Raw genomic sequence first — 22516 nt, 5'->3', positions numbered from 1 at the left:
CCGGGAGACCCGGGCACCACGCGGTCGTGGGGTGTGAGGACCGGCCTACTCGTACATCGCCTTGACGCCCGCGATGTCGCCCGCGGACAGCTCCTTGGCCGCGCCCATGACGACCCCGGCGGGGAGCTTCTGCTTCGGCGTGATCGTGTTCTTGCCGTTCTTCGAAGCCGCCGTCGCGCCGTAGTGCATGATCGACGCGAAATCGTAGGCCGTGCCGAACGTACTCTCCTTGCGGATCTGGAAGTTCGGCTTGGCCGACGCCGCCATGTTCTCGAACGAGACCGTGACGTACTTGTCCCGGTCCGGGCGGCTGTGCTCGTGCATCAGGCCGACCGTGTGTCCGATCTCGTGGATGAGGTCGGTGGCACCGCACCAGTCGGGGACGTAGACGCCCTGCTGCCCGCCGGTGCGGCCGACGACGGAGCCGCAGCCGCCGTCCTTGCTGGGCTGGAACGCCACGTAGTCCGGGTACTTCCTCGCGTTCCCGACGGCACGCTCGACGAACCTGATGGGGGTCTTCCGCTCCCAGTGGGCCATCGCCGCCCTGATGTCGTTCTGCTGGTCCCGGGAGAGTCCGGCGTCGATGAGGTAGGGGACGACTCCCTGCTTCCAGCGGTAGGAGGTCTTCGACCGGCCGAGGGAACGCCGCGGGCGTTCCTCGTCCTCCTCCCCGACGACGAACTCCTCCTCGACGACCGGCTCGTCGGTGCCGGCCAGCGTGACGACGACCTGACCGGTGGCAGGGTCCGTGTAGTCCGCGCCGCCCTCGCTCCTGGGGATGTCGACGGTCACGGTCCGGACCTCGTCGTCGCAGGTGATCTCCTCGATCTCCGCGCTCCCCGCAGCTTCCTCCTCCTCGTCCAACTCCTCCTCGTAGCCGACCGCCAGGAACGTGGCGGTCTCGGGCGAGCAACTGTAGGAGACGACGGCCGTCACGGTGTCCGGCGTCGAGAAGGTCAGGCTCTCCAGGGAGACCGTGCCCTCGGGGTCGTTCGGGTCGGGTTCTGCGACGGCGGACGGGCTCAGCGGCCCGGCGACGGCGGCCAGCATCAGGACGGAGGCGGCGACATGGGTCAGGAATCGGCGGACGGCCACGGTTTCGGAGTCCCTCGGTGTCTGGAGGAGGAGGTCCGGACCGGGGCCACGGTTCATCAGCGTCGCCCCGGTCCGCACGAACGATCGGTCGTTCGGTGGTGGGACCCGGGCGCACGCGGAACAGTGCCCGGCCCCTGCGGCCGGCCCGGATCCCCGCCGGGTCAGTCCCCCGCACCCACGGTGACGGACCCGTCGGCACTCCCGCCCCAGGTGAGCACCCCCGGGTTCACGAGGTCGTTCCCGGGAACGGCGACGGCACCGGACCGGGAGCCGTCGATGTCGATCTGCCCGACAACGGCGGCCGCACAGCCGGCCGCCGGTGCGGTCAGGACCAGGGCGAGTCCGGCCAGCAGGGCAGTTGTCGCAGGGCGAAGGCGCACGATGTCTCCGGCTTTCGAAAGGGTCGTTCACGCACCACACCGCACTGCCGCCGCACGGGGCCGCCGACACGCCCGGCGGACCGGCCCGACTCCCCCGACCGGCCTCCCCGCGACGTACCGCAGCCGCGTGCCGTATCACCCTTGCGTGTGGGAGTGGGAAGTCGGCGGCGTCGACTTCCCACTCCCACACAGCGGTCGGCGGGTCGGCACGTGCGGATGCGGTGAGCGGCACCACGGACGTACGACCGGGGCGCCGTGCGGCGTGGCAGCCAGGATCCGGCGGTGCCCCCGGCCCCACCGGGGGCACCGCCTGTCACAGCCCGGCGGCGAGCCGGACGGCCGCGGCAGCACCGGTGACGAGGCCGATGTTGAGTGCGATCCGGCGGTCGCCGCCGGTCAGGTGGACGGCGATCGCGCCGGCCTGGAGCACGACCAGACCGGCGGCCGCGACCCCCGCCAGCGAGACCGCGACGCCTGTCAGCGGGGGCAGCACCAGGCCGGCCGCGGCGAGGACCTCCACCGTCCCCAACGCCCTCAGGGCGGGCACGGGGATGCGGTCGACCCAGGCCATCATCGGCCGCAGCTGCTCGGGGCTGCGGATCGCTTTCAGCGTGCCCGCGTAGAGGTAGAAGAGCGCGAGCGGTCCCGCGACGGTCCAGTAGGCGATGTCCATGGTGAGAAGTGCACCGCCGGGCGGCCACCGGCGTCCAAGACCCGTTCTGGCTGCGCCGATACCGTGCGGGTATTGGCGCGGCTGGGAGCCGGTCCGTCCGCCCCGAAGCGCCGGCAGCCGTCTCCCGCACCACGGACTCCGGCCGTACGGCGGCGAAACACGTTGTGCGGTCCGCCGGACCAGGGGTAATAACCATGGGTGGGCGCGCAGTTGTGGGCGCCGACCCGGCGGTGCCGGTCCTGGCGGGAGGGGGCGCGATGCGGTGGGTGATGGTCGTCGCTCGTGCGGTGGCCGTGGTCCTCGTGACCTGGCTGGCGCTGGTCGCGCTGATGGTGCTGGTGGTCCTGCTGGGTGCGCTGCTGCCGGGCGGCTCGGCCCGTGGTGTCCTCTCCTCCTCGGTCGTTCCGCTGTGGCTGCTCGCCGTGCTCCTCGGACCGCTGGTCGCCTGCCTCGTACTGCGCCGGTGGATCGCGGTCGGCCGGGCCGGGAGCCCGGGCGGACCGCCCCCGCCCTGGCCCCCTCGGGCCGAGCAGGACACCACGCCTCCGCCGCGGTACGACGAGCAGTGGCACTTCCGGGCCCCGCACGCCCCGGAGGCTCCGTCCGCCCCGGAGGATCCATCTGCCCCGGAGGCTCCGTCCGCTCCGCAGGACCCGGACGCCGAGGCGCGGCAACGGGCGGACGCCGAACGGGCCCGGGCGGCAGCCGAGCGAGCGCGGGCGGCAGCCGAGCGGGCCCGCGAGGAGGAAGCCCGACGACGGGCTGCGCGCAACCGCCGCCTGCGCGCGCGAGGTCGGCGGTACTGAGCGAAAGCTGCCGGCCCATCGGGGACGGCCCCCACGCCGGGGGCGCCGTCGAAGATCACGGAGTGGGAAGTCGACGATGCCAACCTCCCACTCCGTTCGCGCCAGTTCGACGGCCACCTCGTCAGGATCCGCCGCAGACCGGCGAACTCCTGTCCTCCGCCATCCACTTCTCGCCGTTGTCGACACGGTTCCCGCGCGACGACCGCGTGTCCGCAGGGGCGGGAGTCACGACCCCCGCACTGTCCCGGCGCCACACCTGTCCGTCCGGGTCGGTGACCTCCAACTGGAGCTGCGCCAGGTCCGCCGGACCCAGCTCGACCGACGACGCCGCCGTCTTCATCGACGCCAGGAGCTCGCCGAAGGGGATGACGACCTGGCGGCACGGGGCCGGCTGGACGCCACCCCACCAGACGCCCTTCTGCGGGAGGACCAGGCGCATGGACATCACCCGGTCGCTGCTGTTGACGACGACCGCCGCGGTGTCGGTCTCGTAGAAGTAGGTGCGCTCGACGGCGGCCCGCCGGCGATCCTCGGTGACGCGCTGGTCCTCCTTCACCGCGCGCCCGTGGTCCTCGCTCGCCCGGCTCTCGGCCCGGAGGCCGAGGATCAGCCCCGCCAGGGCGGCGACGAACGTCATGGCCCCGACCAGGAGCTTGCCGAGGTCGACGATCGTGAAGGTGGTCCCGGCTCCGGTGGGCTCGGGCGCAGGGGCGGGTACGGGTACGGGCGCAGGGGCAGGTACGGGCTCGGGCGCAGGGGCATGTACGGGTACGGGTTCGGGTGCAGGTACGGGTTCCGGTGTCGGCGAGGGGTCCCCGCCATCCGTCTCGGCCATGGCAGCGAGGCTACGCGGCAACCGCCCGGCAGAGGCCGGTGTGGCAGAACCGTGCCCGGTCCGCAGCACGGTGGCGACACGGCCTCGATACCGGGCCGCACCGGGCCACGCCGGGCCGGTGACGGGAAACGGTTCGCCCCCGGAGCGCCCGGCCCGTACCGTCGAAGGCATGAAGCTGCTCACGGTCAACATCGGCAGGCCACGTCCCAACCCGTGGAAGGGGCTCGACGCCACGGGCATCGACAAGCGGCCCGTCGACGGACCGGTGCGCGTCGCCGCTCCCGGACCTAAGGGCACCGGCGAGGTCGGTCTCGCGGGCGACCGGGTCTACGACGTCAAGCACCACGGCGGCCCCGATCAGGCCGTCTACGCCTACGCCCGGGAGGACCTGGACGCCTGGCAGGAGGAGCTGGGCCGACCGCTCGCGAACGGGGTGTTCGGGGAGAACCTCACCACCCTCGGCCTCGACGTCAACGGCGCGCTGATCGGCGAGCGCTGGCGGATCGGGCCGGACGTCGTGCTGGAGGTCTCGGCCCCCCGGGTGCCGTGCGCCACGTTCCAGGGCCGGCTGGAACAGGAGGGCTGGATCAAGCGGTTCACGCGGGCCGCCGTGCCCGGCGCCTATCTGCGCGTGGTCGAGCCGGGGGACGTCCGCGCCGCCGACCGGATCGACGTCGTGCACCGGCCCGGGCACGAGGTCACGGTGGCCCTCGCCTTCCGCGCGCTGACACTCGAACCGGAGCTGCTGCCGCTCCTGCCGGCCGCCGACGCCCTGCCGGAGGAGATCCGGGCGCTCGTCCACCGCCGGACCGCCTGACGGAGACTCCGAAGAACTGACCGGTCGTCACGAGGGTTCGGTCGCCGTACTAGTGTCTCCGTACCTCGATTCTCGAATCTTCGAACGAATTCAAGCGCCCGGGCATTCACACGGAGGACACCATGACGGCAAGTCGACCCACCTGGAGTTCGGACGCCGTGCTGCGGCGGCTGCGCGGCACGGGCGAGGCGCTGACCGGCTCGACCGGTCCCGGCGCGGCCGCCGACCGCGCGATGGGACGGGCCCTGACCGGCTTCCTGGACCGGATCGCCGGTCGTGGCTCGGGGCCGGCCGTGGACGGGATCGTCGCGCTGCCGTTCCTGGTGCACGGGACGCACTCCGGCGACCCGGCGGCGGCCGAGCCCGCGGCGGTGGTGCACGTGCTGTGGTGGGTCTCGGCACGCTACCTGGACGACCTGTCCGACGCCGGGCCCCGGCCGTCCTCCGCCACCGACACGGACAGCGCGGACCAGGATCTGCTCGCCGTGCTGGGGATCGCCTGCCACCTGGCGGCCGAGGTGCTCGACGAGGCGTGCCGGGACGACCCGGCGCGGGCGCTGAGGCTGCGCCAGGAGCTGTCCCGCAGCTGGCACCGGGCGATAGCCGGGCAGATCACGGACCTCACGGCGACCGCCGCGACGGCGAGCACCGACGAGGTCATGGCCGGCTATCTGGGAAAGACCGGTGCGCCGTACGCCATGGCCGCGGCGATCGGCGCGGTGCTGGCCGGGTGCGACGGGGCGCGCGTGGACGCGTGGCGCGATTTCGGTGCTCGGTTCGGCGTCCTGCGGCAATTGGTCAACGACCAGCGGGACATCACCTCGGGACGGTACGAGGACCTTCGCAACGGGACTGCCACCTTCATGGTGGTGCAGTACCTGAACTCGCTGCCCGAGCCGGAACGCGCGGTGGCGGAGAAGCTGCTCATCGGGTGCGCGGACTCCGCGACGGCCCGGGAGGAGTTCGCGGCGCAGCTGACCGAGCCGGGCCGGCTGCGGGCGTTCGCGGCGGTCGTCCGGCCGCTGATCGACGGACTGCACGCGAGTATCGACGAGGCCGGCGGGGTGGGCGAGTACGTCGCGGGGCTGCACGGGCTGGTCGATCAAACGGTGAACCTGTTCCCGGAGTTCCTGCTGGGCGCCCGGGACTGAGCGCCGGGCCCGGGGCGGGGCCGCGCGGCACGGTGGGAGCGTGCCGCGCGGGCCCGGCCGGACGCTGTCGGGGCGGACCGCTACTGTGCCGGGCGTGACCGATGACCACAGCCGTGACCGTCAGGCCTTCGAAACCCGCTCCGCGGAAGGGGACTTGGCGGACGCCGCGTTCCTGGTGACCGCCCCTCCCGACGAGGTCGCGACCGTCCTGTCCGCGGCCCTGCTGTCGGCGACCGCCGGGTCCGGGGCGCGGGTGGCCGCCGCCGTGTACCGGGCCTCGGGCGCCGTGCACGGCGGGGCGGACCCGGCCGCCCGGCGCCAGCTGCTGGCGCTGGACGCGGCCCGGTTCGGGGCGCACGGGCTGGCGGACCGGATCACCGCGGTCCCCGTGCCCGGCGCCCCGGTGGCGGCGTGGCGCCCGGTGTGGGCGACCGGAAGCGCCGTCCACCCCGGACGGACCGGGCCCGAGGCGGCCGGGGCCGCACCGCCGGCCCCGGTCACCCCGCTCGACCCCGTCACTCCGCCCGCCCCCGTCACCCCGCTGGACCCGACCGCCCCCGCGCCGGCCGCCACCGTCACCATGGACGGCCGGGCCGCGGAGCTCCGCTGCGACCCGGCGGCGGGTCTCCTCCTCGACGGGGAGCCGCTGCCCGGCCTCCACCCCGACGAGGTCCTGGCGCTCACCCTCGACGGGCGGCCGCACGCGCTCGGCGGCGCCGACGAGCGGCACCTCGCACTCTGGGACCTGACGACCCGCCGGGTGGTGCTGGAGCTCGATCCCTTCGGCACCGCCGACGACCTCACCGGCTGGACGGTCGCCCTGCTCGACGGTGAGCCTCACCTGCTGGCCGGCAGCTTCGGCGGCACCCTCGCCCTGCACCACCTCCCCTCCGGCGCGCCGCGCGCCAGCGCCCGCGCCGACGAGGAGGAGCTGCGCCTTCTCGTCCCGCTCACCGTCGACGGCCGCCCGCACGCCCTGGTGGCCGGCTGCGACCGCTACGTGGGCGAGCCGGTGGACCGCGCCGAGCTGTGGAGCCTCGACCCGCTGCGCCCGGTGGACCGGCTGCTGATCGACAACCACGAGGTGGGGCGGGTCACGGCCGGCGGCCGCGAGTTCGTCCGCACCGGCACCGGTCAGTACTGGGACTTCTGCGACCTGCCGCCCGTGCGCCGTACGCCCGGGCACCGGGAGGCCGTGCGCGCCCTCGCCGTGACCGTGCTGGACGGCCGGGAGGCGGTGGTGACCGGCGGCGACGACCAGACGCTGCTGCTGCGCGACCTCGCCACCGGCGAACCGCTCGCCGAGCCGCTCTCCACGGTCCGGCCGCCGGACGACTGGGAGGGTGTCGTCGCCATGGTCGCGGACGGTCCCGGCAGGCTGGTGACGGAGCACGTCGACCGGTACGAGAACACCGCCGTCCGCGCCTGGGACCTCGACCGCCGTGCCGAACTCGGCCTCGACGCACCGCCGCCGCGCCCGTTCCGCACCCACACTCTCAACGCGGGCGGGGACGGCGGCTCGCTGACCGTCACCACCCACCGGCACGAGGTCGCCGTCCACGACACCGCCACCGGCGAGGCCGTCCCGCACAGCGCGCTCGGCGCCACCGGGGACCTCACCGCGGTGACCACCGGCACGGTGCACGGCCGCCCGGCGGTCGCGGTCGCCGACGGGCGGCACGTGCGCGTCCACGCGGCGTCCCCCGGCCTCGCCCTGCTCTCCGAACTCACCCTGCCCGCCCGGGTGACGGCCCTCCTGTTCACCCCGGACGGCCGGCTGCTGGTCGCCTTCGGCCCGGACGTCGCCCTGTTCGGCCCCACTCCCGCTCACCCCTGACGGTCCGGGGGCGTCCCCGGCCCGGGGTCGGTCGTCGGGCGACCGCCGGGGCGGGGGCCCGCGCCGCACGGACGGCGCCGGCACCGCACGGCACGGCCGGGCTCAGTCCGCGCGGGCCCTGAGGTGGGCGCGCTCGCCCTGGTGCCCGAACAGGATGAGGAGTTCGACCGCCCGCTCGTCGTCGGACCCCAGCCAGTGCGGCACCCTGGTGTCGAACTCGGCCGCCTCGCCGGGGCCGAGGACCACCACCCGGTCGCCCAGCAGCAGGCGCAACCGCCCGGCGAGCACGTAGACCCACTCGAACCCCTCGTGCGTCCTGAGCTCGGGCTCGGCGTCCGGGACCGGTGGGACGATCAGCTTGTGGGCCTGGACGCCGCCGGGACGGCTGAGCGGCACGTAGGTCATGCCGTCCCTGGCCACCGGTCGCAGGTGGATCCGCGGGTCCCCGGTGCGGGGCGCGCCGACCAGCTCGTCCAGCGGGACGGCGTGGACCTCGGCGAGCGCCAGCAGCAGTTCCAGGGTCGGCTTGCGGCTGCCGCCCTCCAGGCGGGAGAGGGTGCTCTCGTTGATCCCGGTCCGGTCGGCCAGCTCCGCCAGTGTCATCCCGCGCCGCCGCCGCAGCTCGCGCAGGCGGGGGCCGACCGCGTCCAGGACGTCCTTCCTCGCGTTCACCATGGGCCCAGGTTGCCGAAACGGCATGATTCCTTGCAACTCCGGCAGCCGGGGCTGCACCGTCGTCGTGACGGCCCGCCCCGATCGAGAGGACACCCCTCGTGCACACCCCCGACACCGCCGCTCCCGACACCGCCGCTCCCTTCGCCGCCACCCCCGACACCGCGCCCCGCACTGCCCCCGGCACCCCCGCCGACTCCGAGTCCGGCGCCTTCTGGGAGCGGCACTACGCCGGACTCGACGCCCACTGGGGCACCTCGCCCAACGCCGTCCTGGCCGGACTGGTCACCGACCTCGCCCCCACCCCCGGCACGGCACTGGACCTGGGCTGCGGCCACGGCGGCGACGCCCTGTGGCTGGCCGGGCGCGGCTGGGACGTCACCGCCGTCGACGTCGCCCGGACGGCGCTGGACCGGGTCGCGGCCGGCGCGCGGGCCGCGGGCGTCGCCGAGCGCGTGCACCCGGTCCGCCACGACCTCGCACTGACCTTCCCGGACGGGCGCTTCGACCTCGTCTGCGCGACCTACTTCCACACCCCCGTCGAGATCCCCCGCGCCCAGGTGCTGCGGCGGGCCGCCGCGGCGGTGGCCCCGGGCGGACTACTGGTCGTGGTGGAGCACGGCTCGGTGGCCCCGTGGTCCTGGCAGAACGGGACGGAGGTGCGCTTCCCCGCACCGGAGGAGGTCAGGGCCGCACTGGACCTCGGCCCGGACTGGCTCACCGAGCGCTGCCACACCCCGCAGCGGACCGCCACCGGGCCCGGCGGCCGGACGGCGACCGTCACCGACATCGTGGTCGCCCTGCGCCGCACGGACCGACCGGGCGACGCCGCCGACTGACCGGGCGGCGCCGGCCGACCGTCACGCCCGGCCCGGTCCAGCCCGACCGGGCGTCCCGACAGCGAGCGGCAGAGCCGGAGGCGGTTGACGGGAAACAACCCCAACGAGCGGTTCGGGGCCTCACGCGACGGGATTCCCCGGATTCGACCCCGATGATGCTTCGGGCGCTTCGCCCACGAAGCGCCCACATGATCATTTCGACGGACCGAATTCCCGCACCCGAGGAACGACGAAGCTCTTCCGCGCCCTGTCACCAAGCGGCTTGAGGCCGCCGCGCTGCTCGCCAACGTCAGCCACGAGACCGGCGGCCCCATGTACGTGGTGGAACAGAACACCGCCAACTACCCCCACTACTGAAACACTTCACAGCCCTACGGCTGCCCGGCCGGGCAGTCCGCGTACTACGGGCGCGGACCGCTGCAGCTGAGCTGGAACTTCGACTACAAGGCGGCGGGCGACGCCCTGCACCTCGATCTGCTGCACGACCCGTACCTGCACGACCCGTACCTGCTCGACCCGTACCTGCTCGACCCGCACGGGGACCGACCCGTGGGCGCCGACGGCCCCCACGGGTCGCGCGGTGGCACTGCTCCCTCCCACCCCCCGAACTGCTCCCCCCGCAGTACCCGGAGCAGGCCGCCCCCGCTCCCGACCCCGGCCCCACCACCTGCGCACGAAGCCAAGTCAAGCCCCCTGATGGGGATTTCGGCTGACGGCCGACACCTCTCCGGGCCGACCTCCGCTCGTCGCCGGGAGGCAGCCGACGACCTTCCGCAGGACGACGCGGGCGGCGCGGTACGGGTGCGAACGTGGCCGTGGGGCCCGGGGGTCGGGTCCGGGAGGGAACACCATGAACACCAACCACTGGGCCGGGCCGCGTCGTCGGGAGCGGCTCGGCCTGCGGCTCGCCGCCGTCGCGGTGGCCGGGGCCACGGTCGCCACGCTCGCCCCGACCGCCGCGGTCGCGGCAGGGGTCGGGGTGCCCGCCGCCGTGGCGGAGGCCGAGCGGCCCCGGCCGGCCGTCGACCTGGGCCCGGAGCTGCGGGCCCTGGTCCAGCGCGGCGGGGCGACGGCCGCGCTGGGCGAGTCGCGCGAGACCGGGCGCCGGACGTGGCGCGACGCCGCCGGGGTCACCGATCTGGACTCCGGGCGGGCGGTGCGCACCGAAAGCCGCTTCCGGATCGGCAGCGTGACCAAGACCTTCGTCTCCACCGTCGTCCTCCAACTGGCCGACGAGGGGCGGCTCCGGCTGGACGACCCGGTGGAGAAGTACCTGCCGGGTGTCGTCCCCGACGGCGGCGCGATCACCCTGCGCCAGTTGCTCCAGCACACCAGCGGCCTGTTCGACTACCTGGAGGACCAGCGGTTCCTCTACCACGACGAGGCGAGCCTGCGCACGTACCTGGCCGAGGGGCGGTGGACGGACTTCCGGCCCGAGGATCTGGTCTCCGTCGGCGTCGGCCACGCCCCGTACTTCGCGCCCGGACAGGGCTGGCACTACTCCAACACCAACTACATCCTCACCGGGATGATCATCCGCAAGGTCACCGGGCGCAGCTGGCAGCGCGAGGTGGAACGGCGGATCGTCGAACCGCTGCACCTCGACGACACCACGTTCCCGAACTCCTCCGCCCGGATCCCCGGCCCGCACGCGCACGGGTACGTCCAGCTGCCGGAGGGCCCGGCGGACGTCACCCGCATCAACCCGACCGTCGCGGACGCCGCCGGCAACGGCATCTCCACCACGGCCGACCTGGACCGCTTCCACGCGGCCCTGTTCGGCGGCAAGCTGCTCACCGCCGCCCGGCTGGCCGAGATGACCACGGCCGTCCCGGCGCCGATGATCGCCGCGCACTACGGCCTCGGCCTGATCCGCTACGACCTGCCGTGCGGCGAGGTCTGGGGCCACACCGGCGGCATCCCCGGCTACAACACGATCATGCTCGGGGCGCGGGACGGCTCGCGGCAGTTCGCCCTCTCGTTCAACGTCCTGGAGGGCGCCGAGACGGACGAGACCGGCGCAGCGATCGACGCGCTCCTCGTCAAGGCGGCCTGCGGCCCGGACGGCACCGGGGCGGCCTCGGCGGCGAAGCCCGGCACCGACCGGTCGCCGCTGAAGCTGCTGCGCTGAAGCCGCTCACCGACACCTGCGCCGACACCTGCGCCGAGACCGCCGGGCCGCCGCAGATCGCCGCGGCGGGCCGGCGCCGGCCGGAAACGGCCGAGCGGCCGAGCGGCCGAGCCTCAGGGGAGCAGCGTGATCCGGCAGGCAGGAGGACACCGCCCGCGGCTGATCGGTGGGTTCAGCGGTCGACCGACCACAGGGTGTCGGCGGGCGGGCGACCAGTGGCGAGGATGTGCTCAACGATCCTGAGGGCGCGACCGATGGGCACCGTGTCCTCGTCCGGGTATTCGTCGTACTGGCCGTTGGTCAGGACGAAGCCACTGCTCCGGCCTTCGGCGCCCGGGTCGACAGCGTGCCCGCCCGGGTCGCCCGCCCCCTCCGTCAGCACGACCATCACCCGCTCCGTATTGGAGACCACCGCCAACTGCCGCCCGGATCCGTTGGTCAGCCATGCCTCGAACCCACCCTCGGCCGCCATTGCCCGGAGTTCCGCCAGTGCCGCCCCCGGTCCGACCGGTCCGACCGGTCCGACCCCGGCGACTTCCCACTCCCGTTCCTCGGTCACGGGCGCGACGGTCCCACGGCCGCCGCCCGGCGCTCCCGCAGGTCGTCGATCCGGTGCTCCAGGGCGGCGCGGCAGGAGGGCCACTCCGCCGCCGTGATCGAGAAGACGGCCGAGTCCCGGAGCAGGCCCTCCTCACCAGGGGCCCAGGAAATGGACCAGTTCCGCAGCACACCCTCGAAGGTGGCGCCCGTCTTCGCGATCGCCGCGCGGGAACGGCCGTTGCGGGCATCGGTCTTGAGGTCCAGCCGGGAGACGTCCCAGTCCTCGAAGGCATGCCGGAAGAGCAGGTACTTGGCCTCGGTGTTCAGCCCGCTGCCCTGGGCGGAGGCCGCCAGCCAGGTGAAGCCGACCTCGATCGCGAACAGCCTGCCGTCCGCCGGGTGACGGCGCGGGTCCAGGTACGCCGTCGCGCCGACGGCCCGGCCGGTGGCGCGGTCCACCTGGGCGTACGGGACCGCCCAACCGGCGTCCCGCCTGGCCAGTTGGGTGTCCACATAGGCGGCGAAGTCGCTCGCCGGCGGCACCCAGGTGAAGCCGTAGCCGCCCCGGTCCTCCTCCGCGGCGAGGGCCAGCTCCGGCGCGTGGGCGTGGGCCAGCGGTTCCAGGCGGACGAACTCGCCCTCGAGCACGGGCCCTTCGAGCGGAGTTACCCCGGTGGCGGAACCCATGGTTCCTCCTCGACACGATCGACGACAGCGGCCCCGGCAGCCTCCCAGGCCCCCGGAGTCCGCCGCACCACAATTTCCGGCGAGTGCCGCTCAGACGGGCGCGAGGCGGGTGCTCAGCAGGCAGAACTCATTGCCCTCCGGGTCGGCGAGCACGTGCCAGGACGCGTCCTCCGGCTGGCCGACGTCGACCGGCACGGCCCCGGCGGCCAGCAGGCGTTCCAGCTCGGCGGCCTGGTCGCGGTCGGTGGGGTTGACGTCGATGTGCAGCCGGTTGTTCCCGGGCCTCGGCAGGTCGGTGCGGATCAGGAAGATCGTCGACTGCGGGCCGCCGAACCCCTCGCGCGGACCGATCTCGATGCAGCCCTCGGCCTCCCGGTCCAGCTCGACGAAGTCCAGGACCTCGCACCAGAACCGGGCCAGCGCCTCCGGGTCGTGGCACTGGAGCACAATCTCACTGATCCGGCACGCCATGGAAAGAACCCACTCTCTCGGGACGAGGAAGTACCTTCGCGGGAACTTACCAGTCGGACAGATCGGCGTCGATCGCGTTCCGCAGCCCCGGCCGCGGACCGGGACCAGGGCGCGCCGTCCGCTCTAGGATCCTCGTCATGGCTTCGGAATCCGTCGAGCAGGAGGGTCCGGTCGTGCGACCGGGCGGGGTGTCGGTGGGCGACCTGCCGGCGGCGGTGCCGCGGTCGCTGATCGAGGAGGCCGCCGACGCCCTGGGGCTGGGCGGGCCGGCCCCGGACGGGGACCTCCCGCCGCACCTGACCGCCTACCTGACGATGGCGCTGTGCCTGTTCCCCGACGAGCCGGCCGAGGATGTCGGGCGGAGGGTCGTCGCGGAGCTGTTCCGGCTCGACGGCGGCCACGGCCCGCTGCGGGGACCGCTGACGGAAGCAGGGATCGACCGGGCCCGGCGGCGGCTGGGCCGGGACGTGCTGCGGGCGACGTTCTACCGGGTCGCGCAGCCGGTCGCCTTCCCCGGCACCTGGCTCGGCGGCCGACGGCTGATGGCCTTCGAGGGGTTCGGGCTCGAGGTGCCCGACTCGGCGGAGAACGCGGCCGAGTTCGGCACCGACGGCGCCGGGCAGGCCCTCGCGACGGCCCCGGGAGCCCGGGTGGTGGCCGTCGTCGACTGCGGTTCGGGCACCGTCGTCGACGCCGAGGTCGGACCGCGCGGCCGCGACGAGGGGGCGATGGCGGCCTCGCTGCTGGCCACTGCCTGCAGCGAGTGGGCGCTGCTCGGCGATCCGAGCCGGTACTCCTTCGCGGCGTTCGGTGCCGCGGCCCTGACCGGGGCCGCGGTGTGCTGGCGGGTCCCGCCCCGGATCCCGCTGCCGGTCCTGGAGGTGCTGCCGGAAGGGTCGTACCTGTCGCTCCTGGTCCGCCCCGGCCTGCCCGCGCACGAGCGGGCCGAGGTGCTCCTCGAGGCACGGTCCGGTGCGAAGCCCGACCCGTACGTCGCCCATCCGGTGCGGGTGGTCGAGGACGGCGACGCGGGCCGCCTCGTCACCACGTTCAGGGACCCGGAGGAGCTGACGGCCGCCGAGGTGGCGGACGCCCACCGTCGGTGGTGGGGGCGGTCGGCCGGGGCAGGGCGGACGGGCGCGGCGCTGCGCGGGCCCGGCGGGGTGCGGGCGACCGATCCCGACCTGGTCCACCAGGAGATCTGGGCCCACCTGCTGGTCGAGTACGCCGCCGGTTCCCCCGCCCCGGCCTGAGGTCCCGTCCGCGCAGGGAGTCGGGCGGGCCGACTTCCTGCGCGGACGGTGGAGTCGCCCTCGGCGCGGGGTCTGCGGTCGGGGGGCCGCTGCGCGGAGGGCTCCCGCACGGCGCGGTGGGGCGTGCCGTGCGCGGACCGGTCGCCGCAGCACGGAACGGCGCGGCGCGGGGCTGTGCGGCATGGGAACGGGGACGGGGTCGGGGCGGGAACAGGCACGGGAACGGGAGCAGGGACGGGGACGGGAACAGGCACGGGAACCGGAGCAGGCACGGGAACCGGAGCGGGAGTGGGAGGTCGACCGGGCCGACTTCCCACTCCTGCCCCCCGGCGGGTCCGAGATGCTGCGGGGCAGCGGGCGGCGGACGAGTGCGGGGGCGGCTCCCCCGTCGCCGCCCCGTCGGATCAGGATGCCGCGCGGGCGGCGGGCCGGGCTTGTAAAAATGCGCACTCCGGTCAGCGGTCCGGGCCCGCCTCCACGAAGTCGACCACGGTGGTGACCCGCCCGGACACGCGGTCGCTCGGCTCGGGGGCCTGCGCGGCCCGGCGGGCGGCGAAGAACGCGGTCGGCGAGCAGCCCACCATGGCGCGGAAGGAGTGCACCAGGTGCGCCTGGTCGTAGAAGCCGCAGTGGTCGGCGATCCGGGCCCCGCCCCAGCCGGGCCGCCGTTCGTAGGTCAGCAGGGCGCGCTGGAGGCGGAGGATGTCGGCGGCCTGCTTCGGGGCCAGGCCGAGGTGCTCGCGGAAGCGCTGCTCCAGTCGCCGGCGGCTCCAGCCGGTACTGTCCACCAGCGTCCGGACCGAGGCCCGCCCGTGCGAGGCACGCAGCTGTTCCCAGGCCCAGCTCACCGAGGGGTCCCAGATCCGCCCCTCCGCGAACCGCGCGTCGAAGTAGGCGTCGAGCAGGGCGAACCGCCCCGACCAGGTCCGCGACTCCCGCAGCCGGTCGACGAGTTCGCGCGGGCCCCGGCCGGGGAAGGCGGCGCCCGCCTCGATCCACCGGCCGTCGAGGTCGCCGAGCGCCGGGCCGAGGATGCGGTAGGCGCCCTGCGGGGTGAGCGAGACGGCGAGGCCGTGCAGCCGGCCGCCGTGCTCGGCGACCGTCGCGGTGCGCCGCAGCCCGGCCAGGACGGACCCGAAGGAGCCGCTGTCGCGGCCGGCGACGGCGTCGGTGAGCCGCAGCGCCCCGTCGAAGCCGACGGTCAGCGTCACCACGTCGGTGGGCACTTCGAGCCGGCGGCGGGGCCGGTCGGAATCCAGCCGGTAGCCGCGGTAGCCGAGCACGTACTCGCGCAGTCTCGGCCGGGCCGCGCCGTACGCCATCTCGCACTCGCCGTCGACGAGGTCCGGTGTTGCGCTGCCGCGTTCCATGGGCGCTCCCGCATCGCAGGGACAGAGACTTGACGTGTCCACGATGCCATGGTGCGGGGGCGACCCGGGCGGCGCGGCCGGAACGGACGTGGGGGGCCGGCGCCGTCGGCCCCCCACGCGCCCCACGGAGCCGGACGGGCCACTTGACCCCCGCTCCGAGTTAGGTAAGCCTAACCTTATGTCAGACGACTCCCCCGTGCACGGCCTGAGCGGTGTGGCGATGACCCTGCTCACCCCCCTCTACGGCCGTGCCCACGCGCAGCAGCTGCTCCCCGGTACCGAGTTCAGCGACCCGCAGGCCACCCGGGTGCTCCGGGAAACCGGCTTCAAGGACTCCGAGGTACTGACCGACCGCTCCAACGCGCTCGGCTCCGTCCACCGGGCCATCGTCCTCGACGAGATCACCCGGCGCTTCGCCCGCGCCCACCCCACCGGCACCGTCCTGTCCGCCGGCATCGGCCTCTGCACCCGGGACGAGCGGCTCGCTGGCACCGTGCCCGACGGGATCCGCTGGCTCGGCGTCGACGTCCCCGAGGTGGTGGAGCTGCGCCGCCGACTGCTGCCCGACAGCCGGGCCCTGGTCCACCCGGCCTCGCTCACCGCACCGGAGTGGACCGGGGTGGTGGAGGCGGGCACCGGCCCCACGCTGGTCATCGCCGAAGGGGTCCTGATGTACCTCTCCCCCGCCGAGGTCACCGGCTTCCTCGGCGACGTCCGCCGCCACCTCGGACCCGGCACCCGCCTCGCCGCCGACTTCTTCCACCCCTGGATCGCCCTCAGCGGCCTCCATCCCATCTCCCGCGCCACCGGCGCCCGCTTCCGCTCCGGCGCCCGCAGCAGCACCGGCCTCGCCGCCCTCTCCCCGGGCTGGACGTCCACCGCCGAACACCCCGTCATGGAACGCATCGGGCCGGCCCAGCGCATCGCCGCAGCCGCCCTCCGCCCCCTCCTCCTCGGCCACCGGCCCTACGCCGTCGCGGAACTGGCCGCCACTCCGTGACCCGCGCCGGGCCGCCCCCGGGGGAGGCGGCCCGCCGGGGCATCGGCCCTACAGGGGGCCGCCGGGACGACAGGGCATCGGCACCGCAGGGGGCCGCCGGAGCGCCGGGACGGGCGGATGCGAGGGTGGGGGCGTGAACGAGACGATCATGGCCGCCGCCCGCGAACGGGCCACCGGGCACCGGCAGCGGTTCGACCGCAGCTTCGAGGCGTACTTCGACACCCTGCCGGAGCGCCTCGACACACCCCCGCTCAGCCGCTTCACCCCACGCTGCCTGGAGCTGCTGCGGGACCTCTCGCTGCGCGGCGGCAAACGGCTGCGGGTCGCCCTGCTGCACGAGGCCGCCCGACTGGTGACCACCGCACCGGTACCCGGTCTGAGGGAGGCCGCGCTGAGCATCGAACTGCTGCAGACGCACGGCCTGGTCCACGACGACATCATCGACGACGCGCCCCTGCGGCGCGGCGGCCCGTCCACCTACTACGCCTACCGCGGCGAGTTCCCGGCGGCGGACCGCACCGCGCTCGGCCTGGCCGTCCTGGCCGGGGACCTCGCCGCCTTCCTGTCGATCCGGGTCCTGCTGGAGGCGGACGCCCCCGCCGAACTGCGGCAGGCGATGCTGGAGGTGCAACTGGACGCCGGCGCCGAGACCGTGGCGGGCCAGATCATCGACCTCGAACGCGACCTCCGGCCGGTCCCGGACGAGGAGTTCCTGCACACCGTCTGCGAGTACAAGTCCACCCGGTACTCCGTGCTCGCGCCGCTGCGGCTGGGCCTGCTGGCCGCCGGCGAGGACATCGCCGCCCACGACGCGGCGCTGCGCCGCTACGCGATCCCGGTCGGCATCGGCGGCCAGCTGCGGGACGACTACCTCGACCTGTTCGGCGACGAGGACAGCACCGGCAAGTCCACCGGTGCCGACCTCCGCGCGGGCCGCCGCAGCTACGCCGTGAGCGCCCTGCTCGCGGCCGCCGACGAGGAGCAGCGGGCCGTGGTGGAGTCCGCGCTCGGCGACCCGCACTGCCCGGCCGCGACGGTCGAACGGATCCGCGAGCTGGCCCGCCGGCTGGGCGTGGACCGCAAGCTCCGCGCCGACATGCGCCGCTGCGCCGAGACGGCCGCCGCCGAGGCCGCGACCTGGCGCCCGCACTGGCGCGAGGAGGCGGTGGCCTTCTTCGAGGGCCTGCCGCTCGCGAACGCGGTGCGGCCGTCCTCGCCGTAGGAGCGGCCACGTTCCCGGGACCGGGGCCGGATCGCAAGGTCGGGTGGGACACCGGCAGTGTCGCGAGAGACGGGACAGGCACAGCGACGGAACGACGGTGGTCGGCGGCGAAGCGCTCCTTCCTCGCCGAAAGGACCACCATGAATTCGGAACGACGCATCGCCGCCGCCATTCCACCCTCGCCCTCGCCCTCGGTGGTGTCGTCGCGCCGGCCCCGGCCGCGCACGCGACGCCGCCGGGCTGCTTCTACTACGCGCTGGAGCACGCCCCGGACACCGACCAGCAGCTCATCGAGGAAGCCTGCGCGACCAGCGGGGCCGGAGGCGAGGCGGCGTCCCGGGCCTGTTACCGGAAGCTGCGCGACGACCGCGTACCCACCGTCATCGCGGCCGACGGCTGCCGCAAGGCCGGCCAGGAGTAGGGCCCGTCGAGGCGGGTGCGGCGCGGGAGGTCGACCGGTCCGACTTCCCGTGCCGCACCCGACGGCACTCGGTCGGGCCGGCAACGCCCTGCTGCGGCCCGACCGTTCCCCAGGGCGAACAGGTCTCTTGGAAGGCCGCCAGCCGGTGGCGCGGGGCCGAGGTCGGGCCGGCAGGCGTGGCGAGGACGGTGGGGGCGGTGAGGTCGCGGACCTTCCGGGGGTCGCGACCCCCGGAGTGGAGCGGTTCGGGTACTTCCGCGCCCTGGCCGACGTGGCCGCGGGACGGCTGCCGTTCGAGGAGCTTCGGGGCCGACAGGAACGGTACGACGTGTACTTCGGGTCGAGTCCCGTCCGGGATGCGGCACGCGGTTGACAGGTGGACGATCCATCGGCGTCCGACCGATTCGGATCGGCCTGACGCCACGTCAATTCTCCGCGAATCCGGAACCGTCCGACAGGCGGCCGCGAGCAGCGGGAACGTCGACGAACGGCCCCCCCGGACCGGTGGCGGGACAATCGGGCGGGCCGGGGAATTGCCGGAACTCCGGAATACGCGGCGGAGCGGAACGGGAGGGAATCCCCGCGCGAATCGGCAATCGCACCCAGGCACTCCGGGTAACAGAGTGCGTACGCTGCGCAGTCACTCGGGTCACAGGAGACCGCCGAGGCAGACCTCGCCCCGTTCACATGTCAACCACACATCCTTGAAGCGACATCCTCAACAGCCATTGTGGCTCCGCAGGCTCGGCGGGTAGAGTCCCGGTCCGCCGAGCACCGAACAAGTGCTCGCACGGCATTCTTTGGGGCGGGCATGACAAATAACCGCAACATCCACGGGGCCAGTTCCGACTTGATTGACGCGTTCACGGAAACCGTGCGCCGATATCCCGAACGACCGGCGATCGTCCACCACGGGGACGCGCTGACTTACCGCCAACTCGGCGAGTTGGTACGTACCTTGGCCGACGGCCTGGGTGCCGCGCCCGGCGTGGTGGCCGTTCCGGCGACCCACACGCCGGACACCGTCGTCGCCCTGCTCGGCATCCTCGCCGCAGGTGGGACGTACTGCCCGGTCGACCCGGCGTTCCCGCCGCAGCGGCGGCAGGACATGCTGGCCGCGGTCGGCTGCCGCACGGCGGTCGGCGACGGCCTCGCTCAACCCGGCCTGCGCGTCGTCGGGTTACCCGACGAAGCCGCGGGCACGACCGCCGCGACGGGGACCGGTCCGGAACGGACCGAGCCGGAGCGGCCGGCGTACCTGCTCTTCACCTCGGGTTCGACCGGGCAGCCGAAACCCGTGGTCACACCGCGCCGGGCGATCTCCGCCACGGTGGACTCCCTGCGCACCCTGTTCGGCCTCACCGCCGAGGACCGGGTGCTGCAGTTCGCCTCGCTGAACTGGGACACCTGCTTCGAGGAGATCCTCCCGGCCCTCACCGGCGGTGCCGCGCTCGTCCTCGACCGCGACGCCCACTCCGGCTCGTTCCCGCGCTTCCTGCGGCTGGTGGAACGGGAACGGATCGGCGTACTGGACCTGCCCACCGCGTTCTGGCACGAACTGGTCCTCCACCTCACCGAGGAGCGCCTCGCGCTGCCCGAGTGCGTCCGGCTGCTGGTGATCGGCGGGGAGGCCGCCAACCCGGCCCGGCTCGCCGACTGGGCCGCCCTGGACACCGGGCGGGTCCGGCTGCTCAACACCTACGGGTCCACCGAGACCACGCTGATCACCCATGCCGTCGACCTGCACGGGCCGCTGGCCGCCGCGCGGGACCGGCCGTGGGCGGCGGGCGACCGGGTGCCGATCGGGCGCGCCCTGCCCCACGTGCACGAACGGATCAGCGAGCGGGGCGAGTTGCTGATTGGCGGCCCCGCGGTCGCGCTCGGCTACCTGGGACTGCCCGAGGCCACCGCGGACCGCTTCACCGAGGACGCCGAGGGCGTGCGCTGGTACCGCACCGGCGACCGGGTGGGCCGGGCACCGGACGGTGTGCTGACCCACCAGGGGCGGCTGGACGGCGAGTTCAAGGTGCGCGGGATCCGGGTCGACCCGGCCGAGGTCGAGGCGCACCTCGCCGGGCATCCGGGCGTGCACGCCGTCGCGGTCACGGGGACGACCCTGGCCGGGCGGTCGGCGCTGGTCGCGTACGTCGTGCCGCGCGCCGCGGCGGCGACCGGAACCCTGGGCGCCGAACTCCGGACGTACCTGCGGGACCGGGTGCCCGGCCATCTGGTGCCCAGCCGGATCACCGTCGTGCCGGAGCTGGTGCTCACGGCGAGCGGCAAGGTCGACCGGGCCGGCTCGCACCGCCTCCACTCCGCGCGCGGCCCCCGCGAGGGCGCCCAACTGCCCGAACCCGCGCACCGCTAGCGCCACCTGGGTCACCCGAGCCACCCGCGTCGGCGCCCCCGGCACCCCCGCACCCGGCACCGCCGCCCGGCCCGACAGGAGCCGGAGCCGCGCCCGTCCGTCGCACCACCCGCCCGGCGTACCCACTCGCCGTACCACCTCGGGCCCACCCGTACGGCCCCCGCACCAGGTGCCCCACCGGCGCACCGCAGTCCGACGGTCAAAGGAGATCCTCGTTGAGCAGCGTAGACACCACCCCCGCCGACACGGACGGCCTGGTGACGATCTTCCGCCGCGTCCTGGAGACGGACGACGTCGCGGCGGACTCGGACTTCTTCCTCCTCGGCGGTGACTCGCTCATCGCCACCCGCGTGCTGAGCGCGGTCGCCCGGAACTACGGCGTCGAGCTGACCTTCGAGGACTTCGTGCTCGCACCGACCCCGGCCGGTCTGGTCGAGCTGATCGCGGCCGCGGGATGACCGGCCCCACCACCAGCGGCCCCACCACCAGCGGCCCCACCACGAGCGGCTCCACGACGAGCGGCCCCGCCGCGAACGGCCCCGCACCGGTCGCCTCCGCCGTGGTGATCGGCGCCGGCCTGGCCGGGCTGACCGCCGCAGAGGAGCTGGCGGCGCGCGGGGTGCGGGTCACCGTGCTGGAGGCGCGCCCACGGGTCGGCGGGCGCACGCACGGGATCGAGGTCGCACCCGGTGCCTGGATCGACGCGGGCGCCGCCTACCTCGGCGCCAAGCACACCGAACTCCTGGCGCTGATCAAGGAGCTGGGCCTCGCCACCACGCCCACCACCATGCTCGGCGCGAGCCGGTTCGCGCTCGCCGACGCCACTCCGGTCCCCGACGCGAACGGCGAACCCGCCACCCGGGACGGCCGGTTCCCACCGCTCAACGCCGTCGCGCTCGGTGAACTGTTCGACCGGCTCGCCGAACTCACCGCCCGGCTCGACCCCGAGGCGCCCTGGCGCACCCCGGACGCCGAACGGCTGGACACCCTCACCGCCGCCGAGTGGGCCGAGCAGGAGCTCGACCACCCGGACGCCCGGCTGTTCTTCCCGCTCTTCCTCGGCGAGATGATGGCCGCCGACCCGGCCGACGTCTCGGTCCTGCACATGGCCTTCTACCTGCGTTCGGGCGGCGGACTGCGCTATCTGAACGCCTTCGAGGGCGGCGCCCAGGAGGACCGGGTCGCCGGCGGCGCGCACCTGCTGTGCGAGCGGCTCGCCGCCCGGCTGACGGACCGGCGGCCCAGTTCGGTACGGCTCGGCGAACCGGTGCGGTCCGTCGTCCAGGACGGCGAGGGCGTGACCGTGCACACCGAGGGCGGGGCGGCGTACCGGGCCGACGTCGCGGTGGTGGCGCTGCCGCCGCTGCTCGCGGAGTCGCTCGACTTCCGGCCCGTACGGCCCGCCCCGCGCGCGGGCGAACGGACCGGACGCGGCTGCGCGGTCAAGGTCAACCTGGTCTATCCCGCGCCGGTCTGGCGCGAGCACGGGCTCTCCGGCTGGTCGGTCAACGCCCGGGGCCCGCTGCTCTCCACCGTGGACGACTCGCCGGCCGACGCGCCGGACGGCTCCCGGGTCGGCGTGCTCACCGGCTTCGTCACCGGTGCGGAGGCGCACCGCTACGCGGCCCTGGAGCCGGAGGAGCAGCGCGCGGCCGCCGTCGCGCAGGCCCGCTCGCTGTTCCCGATGCTGCCCGAGCCGATCGGCTTCCACTGCACCGACTGGGTGAACGAGCCCTACAGCAAGGGGTGTTACGCGGCCCTCTTCGGCCCCGGCGACTGGTCGCGGCTCGGCCCGGCGCTGACCGCGCCGCACGGCCGGGTGCACTGGGCCGGCACCGAGACCAGTACCGAGTTCTTCGGCCTGCTGGAGGGCGCGATCCGCTCCGGCCGGCGGGTCGTCGCGGAGATCCTCCGCACCGGGGGCTGACCCCCGCTCCGCCGAACCACC

The 22516-nt window shown here is 74.6% G+C and carries 22 protein-coding genes and 1 pseudogene; 14 read left to right on the top strand and 9 right to left on the bottom strand.

Annotated features, from left to right (window positions below; all coding sequences use genetic code 11):
- Positions 1–45 precede the first annotated feature (45 nt).
- From BLU95_RS31565 to BLU95_RS31555, 3 genes are all read right to left on the bottom strand, one after another.
- Entirely contained in the window at positions 46–1095 is a 1050-nt protein-coding gene (locus BLU95_RS31565) for a M12 family metallopeptidase (RefSeq protein ID WP_159425057.1), read from the bottom strand.
- Between the two features lie 161 nt (positions 1096–1256).
- Positions 1257–1475, bottom strand: coding sequence for a hypothetical protein (locus tag BLU95_RS31560; RefSeq protein WP_093862971.1), 219 nt, complete (start codon positions 1473–1475; stop codon positions 1257–1259).
- Between the two features lie 313 nt (positions 1476–1788).
- Positions 1789–2148, bottom strand: coding sequence for a DoxX family protein (locus BLU95_RS31555; protein WP_093862970.1), 360 nt, complete (start codon positions 2146–2148; stop codon positions 1789–1791).
- 194 nt (positions 2149–2342) lie between these two features.
- On the opposite strand from BLU95_RS31555, the gene BLU95_RS45280 reads away from it, so the two are divergent.
- On the top strand, positions 2343–2954 hold the full coding sequence (locus BLU95_RS45280) for a hypothetical protein (protein WP_197698640.1): 612 nt from the start codon (positions 2343–2345) through the stop codon (positions 2952–2954).
- 121 nt (positions 2955–3075) lie between these two features.
- Here BLU95_RS45280 and BLU95_RS43455 read toward each other — a convergent pair whose 3' ends face one another.
- Positions 3076–3789, bottom strand: a complete 714-nt coding sequence (locus BLU95_RS43455; RefSeq protein WP_093862969.1) for a hypothetical protein — start codon at positions 3787–3789, stop codon at positions 3076–3078.
- 169 nt (positions 3790–3958) lie between these two features.
- Here BLU95_RS43455 and BLU95_RS31540 point away from each other — a divergent pair, with 169 nt between their 5' ends.
- The 3 genes from BLU95_RS31540 to BLU95_RS31530 all read left to right on the top strand — a co-directional run bounded on the left by BLU95_RS31540 (position 3959) and on the right by BLU95_RS31530 (position 7594).
- The gene (locus tag BLU95_RS31540; RefSeq protein WP_093862968.1) at positions 3959–4606 is read left to right on the top strand and encodes an MOSC domain-containing protein; all 648 of its coding nucleotides are present in this window, start codon (positions 3959–3961) and stop codon (positions 4604–4606) included.
- A gap of 122 nt (positions 4607–4728) precedes the next feature.
- Positions 4729–5757 (top strand): polyprenyl synthetase family protein, encoded by a 1029-nt coding sequence (locus tag BLU95_RS31535; protein WP_093862967.1) that lies wholly within the window; start codon positions 4729–4731, stop codon positions 5755–5757.
- A 94-nt stretch (positions 5758–5851) separates the two neighbouring features.
- Positions 5852–7594, top strand: coding sequence for a WD40 repeat domain-containing protein (locus BLU95_RS31530; RefSeq protein ID WP_159425056.1), 1743 nt, complete (start codon positions 5852–5854; stop codon positions 7592–7594).
- 102 nt (positions 7595–7696) lie between these two features.
- Here the strand turns inward: BLU95_RS31530 and BLU95_RS31525 are convergent, their stop codons facing one another.
- On the bottom strand, positions 7697–8269 hold the full coding sequence (locus BLU95_RS31525; protein WP_093862965.1) for a helix-turn-helix domain-containing protein: 573 nt from the start codon (positions 8267–8269) through the stop codon (positions 7697–7699).
- Between the two features lie 98 nt (positions 8270–8367).
- Here BLU95_RS31525 and BLU95_RS31520 point away from each other — a divergent pair, with 98 nt between their 5' ends.
- The 3 genes and pseudogenes from BLU95_RS31520 (at position 8368) to BLU95_RS31510 (ending at position 11236) form a co-directional block, all read left to right on the top strand.
- Positions 8368–9105, top strand: a complete 738-nt coding sequence (locus BLU95_RS31520) for a class I SAM-dependent methyltransferase (RefSeq protein WP_093862964.1) — start codon at positions 8368–8370, stop codon at positions 9103–9105.
- Positions 9106–9360: 255 nt separating this feature from the next.
- Positions 9361–9600: pseudogene (locus tag BLU95_RS31515) on the top strand (glycoside hydrolase family 19 protein); the annotation flags it as partial.
- Between the two features lie 355 nt (positions 9601–9955).
- Complete coding sequence (locus BLU95_RS31510) at positions 9956–11236, top strand: serine hydrolase domain-containing protein (RefSeq protein WP_093862963.1); 1281 nt, start codon at positions 9956–9958, stop codon at positions 11234–11236.
- Positions 11237–11408: 172 nt separating this feature from the next.
- Here BLU95_RS31510 and BLU95_RS31505 read toward each other — a convergent pair whose 3' ends face one another.
- The 3 genes from BLU95_RS31505 to BLU95_RS31495 form a co-directional block, all read right to left on the bottom strand.
- Complete coding sequence (locus BLU95_RS31505) at positions 11409–11795, bottom strand: hypothetical protein (RefSeq protein WP_093862962.1); 387 nt, start codon at positions 11793–11795, stop codon at positions 11409–11411.
- Entirely contained in the window at positions 11792–12463 is a 672-nt protein-coding gene (locus tag BLU95_RS31500) for a GNAT family N-acetyltransferase (RefSeq protein ID WP_093862961.1), read from the bottom strand. The genes BLU95_RS31505 and BLU95_RS31500 overlap by 4 nt, the downstream gene beginning before the upstream one ends.
- Positions 12464–12553: 90 nt before the next feature.
- Positions 12554–12934 (bottom strand): VOC family protein, encoded by a 381-nt coding sequence (locus BLU95_RS31495; RefSeq protein ID WP_093862960.1) that lies wholly within the window; start codon positions 12932–12934, stop codon positions 12554–12556.
- A 137-nt stretch (positions 12935–13071) separates the two neighbouring features.
- Between BLU95_RS31495 and BLU95_RS31490 the strand changes: the two genes are divergently transcribed.
- The gene (locus tag BLU95_RS31490; RefSeq protein WP_093862959.1) at positions 13072–14187 is read left to right on the top strand and encodes a transposase domain-containing protein; all 1116 of its coding nucleotides are present in this window, start codon (positions 13072–13074) and stop codon (positions 14185–14187) included.
- A 455-nt stretch (positions 14188–14642) separates the two neighbouring features.
- Here BLU95_RS31490 and BLU95_RS31485 read toward each other — a convergent pair whose 3' ends face one another.
- On the bottom strand, positions 14643–15557 hold the full coding sequence (locus BLU95_RS31485; RefSeq protein WP_093862958.1) for a helix-turn-helix domain-containing protein: 915 nt from the start codon (positions 15555–15557) through the stop codon (positions 14643–14645).
- A gap of 178 nt (positions 15558–15735) precedes the next feature.
- Between BLU95_RS31485 and BLU95_RS31480 the strand changes: the two genes are divergently transcribed.
- The 6 genes from BLU95_RS31480 (at position 15736) to BLU95_RS31455 (ending at position 22495) form a co-directional block, all read left to right on the top strand.
- The gene (locus tag BLU95_RS31480; RefSeq protein ID WP_159425055.1) at positions 15736–16557 is read left to right on the top strand and encodes a class I SAM-dependent methyltransferase; all 822 of its coding nucleotides are present in this window, start codon (positions 15736–15738) and stop codon (positions 16555–16557) included.
- Positions 16558–16705: 148 nt separating this feature from the next.
- Positions 16706–17779, top strand: coding sequence for a polyprenyl synthetase family protein (locus BLU95_RS31475; RefSeq protein ID WP_093865261.1), 1074 nt, complete (start codon positions 16706–16708; stop codon positions 17777–17779).
- Positions 17780–17876: 97 nt separating this feature from the next.
- Positions 17877–18200, top strand: a complete 324-nt coding sequence (locus BLU95_RS31470) for a hypothetical protein (RefSeq protein WP_197698639.1) — start codon at positions 17877–17879, stop codon at positions 18198–18200.
- Between the two features lie 874 nt (positions 18201–19074).
- Complete coding sequence (locus BLU95_RS31465; RefSeq protein WP_197698638.1) at positions 19075–20568, top strand: amino acid adenylation domain-containing protein; 1494 nt, start codon at positions 19075–19077, stop codon at positions 20566–20568.
- A gap of 215 nt (positions 20569–20783) precedes the next feature.
- On the top strand, positions 20784–21026 hold the full coding sequence (locus tag BLU95_RS31460) for a phosphopantetheine-binding protein (protein ID WP_093862955.1): 243 nt from the start codon (positions 20784–20786) through the stop codon (positions 21024–21026).
- A complete protein-coding gene (locus BLU95_RS31455) occupies positions 21023–22495 on the top strand; it encodes a flavin monoamine oxidase family protein (protein ID WP_093862954.1) in 1473 nt (490 codons plus the stop codon). Before BLU95_RS31460 ends, BLU95_RS31455 begins: the two co-directional genes overlap by 4 nt.
- Positions 22496–22516: the final 21 nt, after the last annotated feature.

Source organism: Streptomyces sp. TLI_053, assembly GCF_900105395.1.
In the GTDB taxonomy this organism is placed as follows: domain Bacteria; phylum Actinomycetota; class Actinomycetes; order Streptomycetales; family Streptomycetaceae; genus Kitasatospora.
The sequence above is the reverse complement of the archived record's forward strand: the minus strand, read 5'-3'. Positions and strand labels throughout refer to the sequence as shown.